Annotated in this window: 12 protein-coding genes; 9 read left to right on the top strand and 3 right to left on the bottom strand. The window is 71.5% G+C overall.

Annotated features, from left to right (window positions below; genetic code table 11):
• Positions 1–33: 33 nt before the first annotated feature.
• Entirely contained in the window at positions 34–1842 is a 1809-nt protein-coding gene (locus tag RT051_RS03885) for a methyl-accepting chemotaxis protein (RefSeq protein ID WP_313072075.1), read from the bottom strand.
• A gap of 369 nt (positions 1843–2211) precedes the next feature.
• On the opposite strand from RT051_RS03885, the gene trpE reads away from it, so the two are divergent.
• The 7 genes from trpE (at position 2212) to RT051_RS03850 (ending at position 10159) form a co-directional block, all read left to right on the top strand.
• Entirely contained in the window at positions 2212–3711 is a 1500-nt protein-coding gene (trpE, locus tag RT051_RS03880; RefSeq protein ID WP_313072073.1) for an anthranilate synthase component I, read from the top strand.
• Positions 3708–4283, top strand: a complete 576-nt coding sequence (locus RT051_RS03875; RefSeq protein ID WP_313072069.1) for an aminodeoxychorismate/anthranilate synthase component II — start codon at positions 3708–3710, stop codon at positions 4281–4283. Before trpE ends, RT051_RS03875 begins: the two co-directional genes overlap by 4 nt.
• 163 nt (positions 4284–4446) lie before the next feature.
• Positions 4447–5496: an anthranilate phosphoribosyltransferase gene (gene trpD / locus RT051_RS03870; protein ID WP_313072066.1), complete on the top strand. Its 1050-nt coding sequence runs from the start codon at positions 4447–4449 to the stop codon at positions 5494–5496.
• Between the two features lie 32 nt (positions 5497–5528).
• Positions 5529–5705 carry a hypothetical protein gene (locus RT051_RS03865; protein ID WP_313072063.1) on the top strand — a complete coding sequence of 59 codons (177 nt, stop codon included), beginning with the start codon at positions 5529–5531 and terminating at the stop codon, positions 5703–5705.
• A gap of 55 nt (positions 5706–5760) precedes the next feature.
• Positions 5761–6561: an indole-3-glycerol phosphate synthase TrpC gene (gene trpC, locus RT051_RS03860; protein ID WP_313072060.1), complete on the top strand. Its 801-nt coding sequence runs from the start codon at positions 5761–5763 to the stop codon at positions 6559–6561.
• A gap of 130 nt (positions 6562–6691) precedes the next feature.
• Positions 6692–9367 (top strand): diguanylate cyclase, encoded by a 2676-nt coding sequence (locus RT051_RS03855; RefSeq protein WP_313072056.1) that lies wholly within the window; start codon positions 6692–6694, stop codon positions 9365–9367.
• Positions 9368–9412: 45 nt separating this feature from the next.
• The gene (locus RT051_RS03850) at positions 9413–10159 is read left to right on the top strand and encodes a uracil-DNA glycosylase (RefSeq protein WP_313072053.1); all 747 of its coding nucleotides are present in this window, start codon (positions 9413–9415) and stop codon (positions 10157–10159) included.
• A 24-nt stretch (positions 10160–10183) separates the two neighbouring features.
• Here RT051_RS03850 and queA read toward each other — a convergent pair whose 3' ends face one another.
• Together queA and RT051_RS03840 are read right to left on the bottom strand one after the other, a co-directional pair.
• Positions 10184–11275 (bottom strand): tRNA preQ1(34) S-adenosylmethionine ribosyltransferase-isomerase QueA, encoded by a 1092-nt coding sequence (gene queA / locus RT051_RS03845; protein WP_313072050.1) that lies wholly within the window; start codon positions 11273–11275, stop codon positions 10184–10186.
• Between the two features lie 88 nt (positions 11276–11363).
• Positions 11364–12596, bottom strand: a complete 1233-nt coding sequence (locus RT051_RS03840; RefSeq protein WP_313072046.1) for an HD-GYP domain-containing protein — start codon at positions 12594–12596, stop codon at positions 11364–11366.
• A 192-nt stretch (positions 12597–12788) separates the two neighbouring features.
• On the opposite strand from RT051_RS03840, the gene RT051_RS03835 reads away from it, so the two are divergent.
• Together RT051_RS03835 and RT051_RS03830 are read left to right on the top strand one after the other, a co-directional pair.
• A complete protein-coding gene (locus tag RT051_RS03835; RefSeq protein ID WP_313072041.1) occupies positions 12789–13940 on the top strand; it encodes a sensor domain-containing diguanylate cyclase in 1152 nt (383 codons plus the stop codon).
• The coding region (locus RT051_RS03830) for an ATP-dependent DNA helicase RecG (RefSeq protein WP_313072037.1) at positions 13913–15524 on the top strand (1612 nt) is incomplete at its 3' end. The genes RT051_RS03835 and RT051_RS03830, both read left to right, overlap by 28 nt.

The raw sequence follows: 15524 nt of genomic DNA, 5'->3' as shown, positions 1-15524 counted from the left end.
AGGAAAGTCCCATTCTCGCCCCGGCGCCGACCGTCAGAAGCTCTCCCAGTCGCTTTCGCCTCCGGAAGCGGCGGGGGCGGGGGCCGCCGGAGGCGGTGGCGCGAGCGCTGCCACGCGCCGGGTGGCGGGGGCGGGCCTGCCTGCAGCGGGCGCCGCTGGCGCTGGCGCAGTGCGCCCAAGGGAGGGGGCCGGGCGGGAAGCGACGGGTCGGGCGGCAGGGACGGCAGTGGCGCCCGCTGCAGTCGGCGCGGCCTTCGGCACGGGGGGCGGATGGTAGGCCGATGCCTGGCGCCCGCCCGCGCCCTGTGCCAGGCGGAACACCGCCACCGCCTGCACCAGCTGCGCTGCCTGGGTCTGCAGGCTGCTGGCCGCCGCCGCGCTCTGCTCGACCAGGGCAGCGTTCTGCTGTGTGGCCCGGTCCATCTGGGTAATGGCCTCGCCCACCTGCGACACGCCCGAACTCTGCTCGCGGCTGGCGGCGCTGATCTCGCCCATGATGTCGGTGACGCGGCGGATGCTGGTGACCACCTCGTCCATGGTGCTGCCGGCGCGGTCCACCAGCTGCGTGCCCTGCTCGACGCGCTCGACGCTGGTGGTGATGAGCTGCTTGATCTCCTTGGCTGCGTCGGCGCTGCGCTGCGCCAGGCTGCGCACCTCGCTGGCCACCACGGCAAAGCCCCGGCCCTGCTCGCCGGCGCGCGCGGCCTCCACCGCGGCATTCAGCGCCAGGATGTTGGTCTGGAAGGCGATGGAGTCGATCACGCCGATGATGTCGGCGATCTGCCGGCTCGAGTCGTTGATGCCGCGCATGGTCTCCACGACCTGCGCCACCACCTCGCCGCCCTGCACCGCCACGGTGCTGGCGCTTTGCGCGAGCTGGTTGGCCTGGGCGGCGTTGTCGGCATTCTGGCGCACGGTGGCGCCCAGCTCTTCCATCGAGGCGGCCGTCTGCTCCAGGGCGCTGGCCTGTGACTCGGTGCGGGACGAGAGGTCCTGGTTGCCCTGGGCGATCTCGGCGCTGGCGGTGGCCACGCCCTCAGCGCCCGAGCGCACCCCGCCGACCACGCTGGCCAGATTGGCCTGCATGCCCCGCAGCGCCTCCAGCAGCTGCGCCGCCTCGTCGCGGCCCTGCACCTCGATGGGCTGGGTCAGGTCGCCCTGTGCGATCTGGCCGGCGCGCTGCGCCGCCAGCGCCAGCGGGCCGGTGATGGAGCGGGTGAGCGCCAGCGCCGCGGCGATGCCGGCCAGCAGCGCCGCCAGCATGCCGCCCAGCAAAATCATGCGGCTGCGCTGCGCGGTGGCGCTGACCTGCTCGCGGCTGTCGTTGAACAGCGCGCGCTGGCGCTGCTCCAGCGTGGCGATGGCTTGCAGGTAGGTGTTGGCCACGGGGGTGAGCCGGCCTTCCAGGGCCACCGTCACGTCCTCGCCGGCGGCCCGGCGGTTGAGCAGCTCGTCGCGCAGCGCGCGGAAGGCCTCGCGGCCCTTCTCGATGTCCTGCAGCATGCGCTGGCCTTCGCCCGAATGCACCAGCTCGGCCACGTTCTTGCGCGCCTCGTTGGTGGACTGGGTGGTCTGGTCCATCTCCTCGCGCCAGCGCGCCATGCGCTCGGTGCTGCTGTCGAGCAGCGCGGCGCGCGTGCGCAGCCAGTTCAGCTCGACCGCCTGGTGCCACTGGCTCGCGCTGCGCAGTCGTGCGTTGTCCACGTGGGTGAGCTGGTCGGTCGCATCCGCCAGCGTCTGCAGCCGCCACATGCCAATGCCGCCGACCAGCAGCGAAAAGAGCAGCACCAGGCCGAATGCCAGACCCAGACGCGGGCCGACCTTGATATGCGAGAGCAGCATGCAGCCTCCTGGAAGGAAAAGGAATGCCAAAACTGTAGCGTCCGGCGCTGGCCAGCATATATGCGGACCAACCCGTGCACGGTCAGCCATCGCCGGGCGGTGGGCGGCAGGCCCGCTTTGCTAAACTCCGCCGCCATGTTCATTCACCGCATGTTCATTGCAGGTCGCAGCGACCGGGGAGCCTGGCCCTGGCGCAAGCCTGCATTTCCGAACCCGTGACTCAAGGCACCTGGGCAGCACCTCCCAGCGTGCGCCCGTAGCGCCGGGCCCTCCTTGCGGAGCGGCCGGCAGCCAACCGAATGAACCCGCGGCGCCCCTTCTGCCACCCCTTGCGTGGCCCGCGCCGCCCCTGCTGGGAACCCTCTTTCCGTGATCACCGAACTGGAATTCAAAAGTCTGGCCCTGGAGGGCTACAACCGCATCCCGCTGATCGCCGAGGCGTTCGCGGACCTGGAAACCCCGCTGTCGCTGTACCTGAAACTCGCCCACGCCCGGGGCGACGGCAGCTACAGCTTCCTGCTCGAATCGGTCGTCGGCGGTGAGCGCTTCGGCCGCTACAGCTTCATCGGCCTGCCCGCGCGCACGCTGCTGCGCGCCAGCGGTTTCGGCACCGAGGCGAAGACCGAGGTCGTGACCGATGGCCAGGTGGTGGAGGCGCACGCCGGCAACCCGCTGGACTTCATCAGTGAGTACCAAAAGCGCTTCAAGGTCGCGCTGCGCCCGGGCCTGCCGCGCTTTTGCGGCGGCCTGGCCGGCTACTTCGGCTATGACGCCGTGCGCTACATCGAGAAGAAGCTGGAGCGCTCCTGCCCGCCCGACACCCTGGGCTGCCCGGACATCCTGCTGCTGCAGTGCGAGGAGCTGGCCGTCATCGACAACCTGTCGGGCAAGCTGTACCTCATCGTCTATGCCAACCCGGCCGAGGCCGAGGCCTTCCCGCGCGCCAAGAAGCGCCTGCGCGAGCTGAAGGACCAGCTGAAATATTCGGTCAGCGCCCCCGTGCTGCGCCCGGGCGAGGCGCATCCCGTGCAGCGCAGCTTCGCCAGGGAGGACTACCTGGCGGCCGTGGGCCGGGCCAAGGAGCTGATCGCCGCGGGCGACTTCATGCAGGTGCAGGTCGGCCAGCGCATGCACAAGCGCTACACCGAGAGCCCGCTGTCGCTGTACCGCGCGCTGCGCTCGCTCAACCCCTCGCCCTACATGTACTACTACCACTTCGGCGACTTCCACGTGGTCGGGGCCAGCCCCGAGATCCTGGTGCGCCAAGAATGCACGCCCGAGGGGCAGAAGGTCACCATCCGCCCGCTGGCCGGCACGCGCGCACGCGGCGCTACGCCCGCACTGGACCAGGCCATCGAGCAGGAGCTGATCGAAGACCCCAAGGAGCGCGCCGAGCACGTCATGCTGATCGACCTGGCGAGGAACGACATCGGCCGCATCGCCAAAACAGGCACCGTGAAGGTCACCGAGGCCTTTGCCGTGGAGCGCTACAGCCATGTCATGCACATTGTGAGCAACGTCGAGGGCATCCTCAAGGACGGCATGAGCAGCATGGACGTGCTGCGCGCCACCTTCCCGGCCGGCACGCTGACCGGAGCGCCCAAGGTGCACGCCATGGAGCTGATCGACCAGCTCGAACCCGTCAAGCGCGGCATCTATGGCGGCGCCTGCGGGTATCTCAGCTTTGCCGGCGACATGGACGTCGCGATCGCGATCCGCACGGCCATCGTCCGGGACGGGCAGCTCTACGTGCAGGCCGCGGCCGGCGTGGTGGCCGACTCGGTGCCCGAGCTGGAGTGGAAGGAAACCGAACACAAGGCCCGGGCGCTGCTGCGCGCGGCCGAGCTGGTCGAGGAGGGGCTGCAATGACGCGCGTGCTGATGGTGGACAACTACGACAGCTTCACCTGGAACATCGTCCAGTACTTTGCCGAGCTGGGCGCCCAGGTGCAGGTGTTTCGCAACGACGAGATCGATCTGGCCGGCATCGAGGCCCAGGCACCCGATCGCCTGGTCATCTCGCCCGGCCCCTGCTCGCCGGCCGAGGCGGGCATTTCGGTCGCGGCCATCCGGCATTTCGCCGTCCGCCTGCCCATCCTGGGCGTGTGCCTGGGGCACCAGAGCATCGGCGCGGCCTTTGGCGGGCGCATCGTGCGCGCCCAGGAGCTGATGCACGGCAAGACCAGCACCATCACGACCACGCAGCAGGGCGTGTTCGCCGGCCTGCCGCGCGAGTTCACGGTGAACCGCTACCACTCGCTGGCCATCGAGCGTGCCAGTTGCCCCGAGGTGCTGGAGGTGACGGCCTGGACCGAGGACGGCGAAATCATGGGCGTGCGCCACCGGCAGCTGGCCATCGAGGGCGTGCAGTTCCACCCCGAGAGCATCCTGACCGAGCATGGGCACGCCATGCTGAAGAACTTCCTGGAGCAGCGTGGCTGACGTTCTTGCCCCCTCTCCCGCGCGCGGGAGAGGGTTGGGGTGAAGGGTGCCGGATGCGGGTGTGGTGCCTGAACTGCCCCTCACCCCAGCCCTCTCCCAGAGGGAGAGGGGGCAAAAAACCGTGCCGGAACTGCGCGAATAACTATCAAGATTGGAGCACCCGATGACCCCCATCACCCCCCAGGAAGCGCTGCAGCGCACCATCGAGCACCGCGAGATCTTCCACGACGAGATGCTGCACCTGATGCGCATGATCATGGGCGGCGAGCTCTCGCCCGTGATGACGGCGGCCATCCTCACGGGCCTGCGCGTGAAGAAGGAGACGATTGGCGAGATCACCGCCGCCGCCCAGGTCATGCGCGAATTCGCGCGCAAGGTGCACGTGCAGGATGCCACACACCTGGTGGACATCGTGGGCACCGGCGGCGACGGCGCGGGCACCTTCAACATCTCCACCTGCGCCACCTTCGTGATCGCCGCCGCGGGCGGGCGCTGCGCCAAGCATGGCGGGCGCAGCGTCAGCAGCACCTCGGGCAGCGCCGACGCCATGGAGGCGCTGGGCGTGAACATCCTGCTCGCGCCCGAGCAGGTGGCCGCCTGCATCCAGGACGTGGGCATCGGCTTCATGTTCGCGCCCAACCACCACCCGGCCATGAAGAACGTCGCGCCGGTGCGGCGCGAGCTGGGTGTGCGCACGCTGTTCAACATCCTGGGGCCGCTCACCAACCCGGCGGGCGCGCCCAACGTCCTGATGGGCGTGTTCCACGAGGACTTGGTGGGCATCCAGGTGCGCGCGCTGCAGCGCCTGGGCGCCGAGCACGCACTGGTGGTCTATGGCCGCGACGGCCTGGACGAGATCAGCCTGGGCGCCGCCACCCTGGTCGGTGAATTGAAGGACGGCGTAGTGCGCGAGTACGAGATCCACCCCGAGGACTTCGGCCTGAGGATGGCCGGCACGCGCGCGCTGCGCGTGGACAACCCCGGGCAGTCGCGCGACCTGCTGCTGCAGGTGCTGCAGGGCGCCACCGGGCCGGCGCGCGACATCGTCTGCCTGAACGCCGGCGCCGCGCTGTATGCCGCGGGCGTGGCAGCCGACATTGCCGCGGGCCTGGCGCGCGCGCAGGCCGCCATCGACAGCGGCGCGGCGCTGGCCAAGCTGCGCGAGCTGGCCGCCTATACGCAGGCGCTGGCCGAGCCGGCTGCCGCCGCCTGACGCCGCGCCGCCGCTTTAAAAGGAGACCCCCCATGAGCCTGCTCGACGCCCCCATCTGGCGCGACCCCGGCACCTGGATCGTGCTGGGCGTGTCGCTGTTGTCCATCGTGGTCGCCATCGCCATGCACCAGGTCATCCGGCGCGTGCTGCGCGCGCCACCACCCGAGGCGCCGCCTGCCGAGGCATCTCCGCCGCAGGACAAGGGCTGAGCCTCCCGCCCGGCCAAGACCGACGAGACAAAACCCGACAGAGAAGGAGCCACCCGTGTCCGACATCCTGCAAAAGATCTGCGCCACCAAGCGCGAAGAGGTGGACGCCGCCCAGCGCCGCCTGCCCCTGGCCGAGGTGCGCCGCGACGCCGAAAGCCGCGTGCTCACGCGCGACTTCGAGGGTGCGCTGCGTGCAAAAATGGCCGCTGGCCAGGCCGCGGTCATCGCCGAGATCAAGCGCGCCAGCCCCAGCAAGGGGGTGATCCGCGCGGACTTCGAGCCCGCCGACATCGCGCAAAGCTACGCCGCGGGCGACGCGGGGGTGAGCGCGGCCTGCCTGTCGGTGCTGACCGACCGGCAGTACTTCCAGGGCAGCAACGACTACCTCAAGCAGGCGCGCGCCAGCTGCGCCCTGCCGGTGCTGCGCAAGGATTTCATGATCGACCCCTGGCAGATCTACGAGTCGCGCGCCCTGGGTGCCGACTGCGTGCTGCTGATCGCCGCCTGCCTGGAGGACGGTCTGATGGCGGAGATGGAGGCCATTGCCCACAGCCTGGGCATGGCGGTACTGGTCGAGGTGCACGATGGCGCCGAGCTCGAGCGCGCCCTGCGCCTGAAGACACCGCTCATCGGCATCAACAACCGCGACCTGCGCAGCTTCGAAGTCAGCCTGGAGACTACGCTGGCGCTGCGCGACGCGGTGCCGCCCGGGCGCCTGCTGGTGACCGAGTCGGGCATTGCCACGCCTGCCGACGTGCAGCGGCTGCGCGCCGCCGGCGTACACGCCTTTCTGGTGGGCGAGGCCTTCATGCGCGAGGACGAACCCGGCCTGGCGCTGGCGCGGCTGTTCGGCTGAGAGTAGGGCCAGGGACGGGCAAAGCCGTGCATGCCCGTGCGGTGCGCGGCGGAATCGGAGTTTTTTTACACTAGGAAACAATTGATCCAGGGCAAGATGCCCTGGCCGCACCCGCACTCTTTCCAGACCCTTGTCCGACCCGTCTCCCCCACCTGGCGCACAGGCCCGCAGGCAATGGGCGCTGTTCGCGGTCCTGTGGCTGGTCATCGGCGCCCTGCTGGCGCTGGCGCTGTGGGCCGAGCACCAACAGGGGGAGGCGCGCGAGCGTGAACGGCTGCGCCAGAGCGCGGCCATCGTCCACGACAACATCGCGCGCCAGCTCCGCTCCATCCACGCGGTGCTTGCGCGGCTGGCCGAGGCGCCCCTGCCGCCCGCGCGTGCGGGCATCGAGCGCGAGCGCGCCAGCGATCGTCTGCACGCCTTTGGCGAGGCCATGACGGGCGTGCGCACGCTCAACCTGCTCGATGCCATGGGCACCATCGTGGCCTCCAACCGCGAGGAGCTGGTTGGCCAGAACTTCGCCTACCGCGACTACTTCCTCACGGCGCATTCGGCGGCGCCGGATGCGCTGCTGGTAAGCGCGCCTTTTCGGGCCGTCCTGGGCGGCTGGTACATCACGCTGGCGCGGCGCGTGACGCTGGAGGGCGGCGGCTTTGGCGGCGTGGTCATGGCCACGCTCGACCCGGAGCAGTTCCTGACTCTGCTGCAGTCGGTGCGCTACGCGCCGGACATGGTCGCCGGCCTGGTGCATGGCGACGGGCTGCGCTTTCTCATGGCCTTCGAGGGGCAGAGCCAGCCCGTGGAGGCCGATGTGGCGCGCGCGGACACGCCGTTTGCCCTGCACATGCACAGCGGGGCGCCTGCCAGCGTGCTGCAGGGCCGCATGGCGCCCGACGGGCCGCTGCTGCAGGCGGCCGTGCGCACCATCTCGCCGCCCGAGTTGCACATGGACAAGCCCCTGGTCGTGGGGGTGGCGCGCAGGCAGGAGGCGGTATTCGACGAGTGGCGCGCCGCCGCCTGGGTCGTGGCCGTGGCGTACGCGCTGCTAGGCATGGGGGCAGGCACGGCGCTGCTCGTCCTGCAGTGGCGCCGGCGCGACCTGCAGGAGCACGCCCTGGCCCTGGCCGAGCGGGAGGCGGTGCTGGAGGCGCGCTGGCGCGCCGTGCTGGAGGCCACCAGCCTGGGCGTATGGGAATGGCGTGGCGAGGGCGGCCCGGTGTATTTCTCCCCCGCGTGGAAGGCCATGCTGGGCTACGAGGACGGGGACGTGGCAGACGGCGACCACGACTGGACGGCCCGCCTGCACCCCGACGAGCGCCGCCAGGTGCTGGCCCAGCTCGACGGCCACCTGCAGGGGCACACGCCGTTCTACGAGCTGACCCACCGCATCCGGCGCAAGGACGGCAGCTGGCGCTGGGTGCAGGCGCGCGGGCGTGTGCTCGAACGCGATGCCGAGGGCCGGCCGCTGCACTTCGTCGGCACCTATGGCGACGTGGGCGAGCAGGGCCAGCGCCAGGTGCAGCTGGACTTGCTGGCCGAGAGCGTGCCGGGCATGCTCTACCAGTACCAGCGCGACCCGGACGGGCACAGCCATTTTCCCTACGTCAGTGCCGGTGCGCTGGACATCTACGGCCTGACGCCACGGGAGTTGCGCGCAGACGCCCGGCCCGCCGTCGAGCGCATCCACCCGGAAGACGCGCTCCGGGTGCAGGAAGGGGTGGACAGGTCGGGCGAGAGTCTGGAGGTGTGGCGCGATGAATACCGCCTGCTGCTGCCCGGACGCGGCGAGCGCTGGCTCAGCGCCCTGGCCCGGCCGCAGCGCCTGGAGGGCGGCGCCCTGCTGTGGCACGGCTACATCCAGGACGTGACCGAAGCCAAGCGGCAGGCCCTGCAGCTGCAGGAGACCGAGCGCCTGCTGCAGCACCTGATGCACGAGATGCCCATCGGCCTAGCGCTGGTCGATGGCGCCGGGCACATGTACTTTCGCAACCGGCGCTTTCTCGAATACTTCGGCTACGACGACAGCGAGCTGTCGACGCTGGAGCAGTGGTGGTCGCTGGTCTATCCCGACCCCGGCTACCGGGCCGAGGTCGTGGCGCGCTGGAGCGCGGCGCTCGCACAGGCCACGCACCAGGGCGGCGACATCACGCCCGAGGAATACCGCACGACCTCGCGCGACGGCACCGAGCGCGTCATGGCCGTCGGCGGCCTAGTCTTCGGCGGGCACTTTCTCGCCACCTTCCAGGACCGCACCGAGGAGCTGGCGCAGAGCGACCTGCTGCGCCGCCTGGCCTACATGGACAGCCTCACGGGCGTGGCCAACCGGCGCCACTTCGACCAGACGCTGGAGGCCGAGTGGCGCCGCTGCCGGCGCAGCGGACAGCCGCTGTCGCTCATCCTGCTGGACATCGACCACTTCAAGGAATTCAACGACCTCTACGGCCACCAGGCGGGCGACGCCTGCCTGAAGGCCGTGGCCGCCACGCTGCGCGCGGGGCTGGCGCGCTCGCACGACCTGGTGGCGCGCTACGGGGGCGAAGAGTTCGCCTGCCTGCTGCCCGAATGCGACCTGGCGGGCGCCACGGCCAAGGCCGAGGCGCTGCGCGAGGCGGTGCAGGCCCGGGCGCTGGAGCACGATGGCTCGGGCACGGCGCGCGTGGTCACCGTCAGCGCCGGCGTGGCCTGCCTTGTGCCCGACGGCGCGCACGGGCCGCAGGAGCTGGTGGCGCAGGCCGACGCGCAGCTGTACCGTGCCAAGGCCGCAGGGCGCAACCGCGTGCACAATGGCAGCGGCATGCTATCTTGATGCTAGCTGGTTGCCCTTGCCACACAAGGGCTGGAGGCCGATTCCATGAACATGCACGCAACGCCCGACGCAGCCGGCCCGGCCGACCTGGCCACCACGCAGCTGCGCAGCGCCGACCCCGCCGACTGGCCCGTGGCCCCCGGCTGGCAGCCGCTGGTCGGCGCCTTCTTCGCCAGCCCGCGCGGCCAGGAGCTGCTGGCCTTTCTGCGCGCGCGGCTGGCCGAGGGCGCCGTGGTCTTTCCCCCGCAGCCGCTGCGCGCCCTGGAGCTGACCGCCCCCGAGGCGGTGCGCGTGGTCATCCTGGGCCAGGACCCCTACCACGGCCGTGGCCAGGCCGAGGGGCTGGCATTCTCGGTGCGCCCGGGCGTGCGCGTGCCGCCGTCGCTGCGCAACATCTTCAAGGAGATGGAGCGCGACCTGGGCGTGCCGCCGCCGCCCTTTCCCCAGCCCGGCGGCAGCTTGGTGAAGTGGGCCGAAAACGGCGTGCTGCTGCTCAACACCACGCTCACCGTGGAGGAGGGCCAGGCCGCCAGCCACGCCGGCCGCGGCTGGGAGGTGCTGACCGACGCCGTCATCCGCCATGTGGCCGAGGGAACGCGGCCGGTGGTCTTCATGCTCTGGGGCAGCCACGCCCAGGCCAAGCGCGCGCTCATTCCCCGGGACCGGGGCCATCTGGTGCTGCTGGCCAACCACCCCTCGCCCCTGTCGGCGCTGCGCCCGCCGCTGCCCTTCATCGGCTGCGGGCACTTCGGCCAGGCGCGAGCGTTTCGCGAGCGTCAGGAAGGCCGTTGACGGACCAGGCCCAGGCCCAGGCCCTCAGCTTCGCCTGCGCTGCAGCAGCATGGCGTCGCCATAGCTGAAGAACCGGTAGCGCCGGGCCACCGCGTGCCGGTACAGCTGCATGACGTGCTCGTAGCCGGCAAAGGCACTGACCAGCATCATCAGCGTGCTTTTGGGCAGGTGGAAGTTGGTGACCAGCAGATCCACCACCTGGAAGGCGAAGCCCGGCGTGATGAAGATGCTGGTGTCGCCCGTCGCCTGCCCGCTGTGCGCCCACGACTCCAGCGTGCGCACGGTGGTCGTGCCCACGGCCACCACGCGCCCGCCGCGCTGGCGGCAGCGCTCCAGCGCCGCCAGCGTCGCGGGCGGGACGTCATACCACTCGCTGTGCATGCGGTGCTCGGCCAGGTTCTCGGTCTTGACCGGCTGGAAGGTGCCCGCGCCCACGTGCAGGGTGACGCTGGCCTGCTCGACTCCGCGCGCGGCCAGCTGCGCCAGCACGCCGGCGTCGAAATGCAGCGCCGCCGTGGGCGCGGCCACGGCGCCGGGGTTGCGCGCGAACACCGTCTGGTAGCGCTCGGCGTCCTCGCCGGCGTGCGGGTCGGCGCCGCCCTGCTGCTCGCGCGCGATGTAGGGCGGCAGGGGCAGGTGGCCGTGCTGCTGCATTAGCTCCCAGGGCGTGCGGCCGACGGGGTCGGACAGGCGGAAGCGAAACAGCGGCCCGTCGGCGTCCGGCCAGCGCGCCAGCAGCGTCGCGTCGAAGCCGCCGCGCGCCGCGCCGCCGGCCATCAGCACGGTCTCGCCCGGGCGCGGTTTCTTGCTGACCTTGAGGTGGGCCACGACCTCGCCGCCCTCCAGCACGCGCTCGATCAGCAGCTCCAGCCGCCCGCCGCTGGCCTTCTCGCCAAAGAGGCGCGCGCGCACCACGCGCGTGTCGTTGAAGACCAGCAGGTCGCCGGGCGCCAGCAGCGCCGGCAGCTCGCGAAAGATGCGGTCCACCGGGGCCGGGCCGCGCCCGTCGAGCAGACGCGAGGCGCTGCGCTCGGGCGCCGGGTGCTGGGCGATCAGCGCCTCGGGCAGCTCAAAATCAAAGTCGCTCAGGGTGTGGGGACGGGCGGGGCTGGACATGCGGGCGTGGCGGGCAGACGGTGAGCGGCAGGCGCGAAGGGCGCGATTGTCGCAAAGCCCCGCGCCGGGGCGGGGCCGCGCAGCGCCCTCAGGCGGCTTCTTCCAGCGCCATGCCGGCCCACAGGTCCGACAGGTCGGAAAAACCCCAGTCCTGCGGGTCCTCGCGCCCGGTGATCTGGTCGCGGCAGCCCGGCGCTGCCAGGTCGATCAGCTCGGGCGGGATGCGCAGCGACGAGCGCAGCGAGAAAAATACCCGCACCCGGGGTGCCACCAGCGTGCCGGGGTTCTGCTCGACCACCACGCCCAGGCGGCCCGATGCCAGCCGCACCAGCGAGCCCGTGGGGTAGATGCCCAGGCATTTGACGAAGGCCTGGAACAGGCGCGCGTCCAGGTGGCTGCCCGTCCACGAGGCCATGCGGCGGATGGACTGCGCCGGGTCCCAACCGCGCTTGTAGGGCCGGTCGGAGGTGATGGCGTCATAGACGTCGCACAGGGCGGTCATGCGCGCCAGGGTGCTGATCTGCTCGCCCCGCAGGCCGTCTGGGTAGCCCGTGCCGTCCAGGCGCTCGTGGTGGTGGCGGCAGGCGTCAAGCACGTCGGCGTCCTGCACGCCGCCGGCCTGCAGCAGCTGCCAGCCCACCACCGGGTGCTGCTTGATCAGCGCGAACTCCTCGTCACTCAGGCTGCCCGGCTTGTTGAGCACCTCCAGCGGCGTGCGCGCCTTGCCCAGGTCGTGCAGCAGGCCGGCCATGCCCGCCGTGTGGGTCTGCTGCTCGTCCATGCCGAGCTGGCGCGTCAGCGCCACCATCAGCGCGCACACGGCCACCGAATGCAGGTAGGTGTAGTCGTCGGCGGATTTGAGGCGCGCCAGGCTGATGAGGGCGCCGGGGTTGCGCTGCACGGACTCCTGGATCTCCTGCACCAGGCCCCGGGCCGACGCCGGGTGGATGGCGCGGCCCATGCGCGCCTGCTGGAACATGTGCACCACCGCGTCCTTGCTCCGGCGCACGATGCGCGCGGCGCGGCGCATTTCCTGCTCGGCGGACGCCGACCGCGTGGCGTGCGCTGCGGCCGGCAGCGGCGCGGTGGCAGGGGCCGGCGCGGCGGCGGGCGGCGCCGCGGGCCGGGGGCGCGCCACGTCGCGCCCCCGGCCGGTGTCGATCCAGACCTCGCGCACCGGCGTGGCGCGGATGCGCGCCAAGTCCTCGGGCTGGGCGATGGCGAAGCGGCTGCGCCAGAACGGATGGTCCAGCCAGGAGCCGCAGAATTCGTGCACGTACATGCCCAGGGTCAGGTCTTCGACACGGATGCGCTTGAGCATGGAAGGCAGGCGATGCAGCGGAGAAAGCGGGAATGTTACTAAATGTCGAAAAGTGTTGCAAGCTGGAGGCCTTCGCGGCCGGGCACGACGCCCCGGCCGCGGTGCCGGCGCCCGGGGCAAACCTGGGACCGGCGGCGGGCCTGCCCGTACACTCCTTTTCCGTACTACGCATCTGCGATGCACCCAAGCGCGATGGAAGCCTCTTTTGTCTGGGACGACAACTTCGTCACCCACCTGCCCGCCGTCGATGAGCAGCATCAGGCCCTGGTAGAGCTGTTCAACGAACTCAGCCGCGCCCTGTTCAACCCGCCCGAGGACAGCGATGCGCTGCTGGCCGACATCTATGGGCGCCTGCTGGCCTATACCGAATACCACTTCCGCGACGAGGAAGAAATGATGGCCGAGGTGGGCCTGGACGAGCGCCACGTGGAGCTGCACCGCCACCTGCACCACCAGTTCGTCGACCAGATCCGCGTGCTGTGGACGCAGCGGCACAACATGAGCGATCCGAGCACCACGCTGGCGGGCTTTCTCACCTCGTGGCTGGGGCTGCACATCCTGGGCATCGACCAGTCCATGGCGCGCCAGGTCGCCTCGGTGCGCGAGGGCATGACGGCGCAGGAGGCGTTCGAGCGCGAGCGCGAGACGCGCGACAACGGCACGCAGGCGCTGCTCAAGATGATCGGCAAGCTGTATTCGGTGCTGACCTCGCAGAACGCCCAGCTGGCCCTGGTCAACCAGGAGCTGGAGGAGCGCGTGGCGCAGCGCACGCGCGAGCTGCAGGAGGCCAACGCCCGGCTGCGCGCTTTCTCGCGCACCGACGCGCTGCTGGGCATCGCCAACCGCGCCTACTTCGAAGAGCGCCTGGAGCAGGCCTGCGCGCTGGCGCGGCGCGGCCAGCGCCCGCTGGCGCTGATCATGATCGACGTGGACTATTTCAAGCGCTACAACGACCATTACGGCCACGTGCAGGGCGACGCGTGCCTGCAGGCGGTGGCGCGCGCCGTGGCCGGCTGCGTGCGCCGCGGCACCGACTTGGTGGCGCGCTACGGCGGCGAGGAGCTGGTGGCCATCCTGCACGACACCGACGAAGGCGGCGCCCTGCAGGTGGCGCGCCGCATGGTGCAGGCCGTGCGCGACCTGGCGCTGCCGCATGCGGGCACGCTGGTGCCCGGCGGGCAGGTGAGCGTCAGCGCGGGGGTCTGCGCCGGCGTGCCCCAGGCCGAGGAAGGCCGGCCGGGCGGCGCCGGCGCGGCGGCGCTGGTGGCCTGCGCCGACACGGCGCTGTACCGCGCCAAAGAGCAGGGACGCGATCGATGCCTGGCGTACGGGCAGCCGGCCTGAGCGAGGCGCCCCGCCTGCGCACCGCGGCGCAGCCCGGCCGCAGTGCGCCGGCGCCGGCGCCGGCCGCGGCGCGCCCCAGCCCGGCGCGCCAGGCGCTCAACAAGCTGGGCCTCACGCGCGACATCGACCTGGCGCTGCACCTGCCGCTGCGCTACGAGGACGAGACGCGCATCACGCCGATCGCCAGCGCGCGCGAGGGCAGCACGGTGCAGATCGAGGGCACGGTCACGTCCTGCGAGGTGCAGTTCCAACCGCGCCGCCAGCTGGTGGTGACGCTGCAGGATGCCAGCGGCAGCTGCGAGCTGCGTTTCTTCAGCTTCTACCCCTCGCACCAGAAGGCCATGGCGGTGGGCGTGCGCCTGCGCGCGCGCGGCGAGGTGCGCGGGGGCTTCTGGGGCCGGCAGATGCTGCACCCGGCGTTCCGGCGCGCCGACGGCGCACTGCCGGCCGCGCTCACGCCCATCTATCCGACGGTGGCGCAGCTGCCCCAGGCCTATCTGCGCCGCGCCATCGCCACGGCCCTGGCGCGCGTGGAACTGCCCGAGACGCTGCCACCCGGACTGGCGCCGCCCCTGCAGCCCCATGGGGGTGAAAAAGGCCCACAGCCCTTGTGGAGCCTGGGCGACGCGCTCTCTTTCTTGCACAACCCCACGCCGGATGTGGCCCTGGCGGCCCTGGAGGACCACAGCCACCCGGCTTGGCAGCGACTCAAGGCCGAGGAGCTGCTGGCGCAGCAGCTGTCGCAGCTGGCGGCCCGGCGCGAGCGCGCCCGCCTGGCCGCGCCCGTGCTGCGCGCGGCGGGCGCCGCACCGCTGCACGAGCAGCTGCTGGCCGCGCTGCCCTTCGTCCTGACGGCGGCGCAGCAGCGCGTGAGCACCGAGATCGCCCGCGACCTGGCCACGCGCCGCCCCATGCACCGGCTGCTGCAGGGCGACGTGGGCTCGGGCAAGACGGCGGTGGCGGCCCTGGCCGCGGCGCTGTGCATGGACGCGGGCTGGCAGTGCGCGCTGATGGCGCCCACCGAGATCCTGGCCGAGCAGCACTTCGCCAAGCTGATCGGCTGGCTCGAGCCGCTGCTGGCCGCGCGCGGCCAGCACGTGGCCTGGCTGGTGGGCGGGCAGAAGAAGAAAGAGCGCGCGGCCATGCTGGCGGCCATTGCCGACGGCACGGCGGCGCTGGTGGTGGGCACGCACGCGGTGATCCAGGAGCAGGTGCAATTCGCCCGCCTGGGGCTGGCGGTGATCGACGAGCAGCACCGCTTCGGCGTGGCCCAGCGGCTGGCGCTGCGCAAGAAGCTCGCCGGGCACGAAGGCGAGGGCGGCGCGGCCATGGAGCCGCATCTGCTGATGATGAGCGCCACGCCGATCCCGCGCACCCTGGCCATGAGCTACTACGCCGACTTGGATGTGTCCACCATCGACGAGCTGCCGCCCGGGCGCACGCCGGTGCTCACGCGCGTGCTCAGCGACAGCCGCCGCCCCCAGGTGGTCGAGCGCATCGCCGCGCAGGTGGCCGCCGGGCGCCAGGTCTACTGGGTCTGCCCGCTGATCGAGGAGAGCGAGGCGCTGGACCTGTCCAACGCCA

This window comes from Melaminivora sp., from assembly GCF_032059615.1.
Taxonomy (GTDB): domain Bacteria; phylum Pseudomonadota; class Gammaproteobacteria; order Burkholderiales; family Burkholderiaceae_C; genus Melaminivora.
Note: the sequence above shows the minus strand (reverse complement) of the source record. Positions and strands in the feature narration are given on the sequence as shown.

Bases quoted from the DNA above. Each gene is read 5' to 3' on its own strand.
- RT051_RS03885 (WP_313072075.1), bottom strand. From the start codon at position 1,842: ATGCTGCTCTCGCATATCAAGGTCGGCCCGCGTCTGGGTCTGGCATTC.
- RT051_RS03875 (WP_313072069.1), top strand. From the start codon at position 3,708: ATGACGCGCGTGCTGATGGTGGACAACTACGACAGCTTCACCTGGAAC.
- trpD (WP_313072066.1), top strand. From the start codon at position 4,447: ATGACCCCCATCACCCCCCAGGAAGCGCTGCAGCGCACCATCGAGCAC.
- RT051_RS03865 (WP_313072063.1), top strand. From the start codon at position 5,529: ATGAGCCTGCTCGACGCCCCCATCTGGCGCGACCCCGGCACCTGGATC.
- RT051_RS03850 (WP_313072053.1), top strand. From the start codon at position 9,413: ATGAACATGCACGCAACGCCCGACGCAGCCGGCCCGGCCGACCTGGCC.
- queA (WP_313072050.1), bottom strand. From the start codon at position 11,275: ATGTCCAGCCCCGCCCGTCCCCACACCCTGAGCGACTTTGATTTTGAG.
- RT051_RS03840 (WP_313072046.1), bottom strand. From the start codon at position 12,596: ATGCTCAAGCGCATCCGTGTCGAAGACCTGACCCTGGGCATGTACGTG.
- RT051_RS03835 (WP_313072041.1), top strand. From the start codon at position 12,789: ATGGAAGCCTCTTTTGTCTGGGACGACAACTTCGTCACCCACCTGCCC.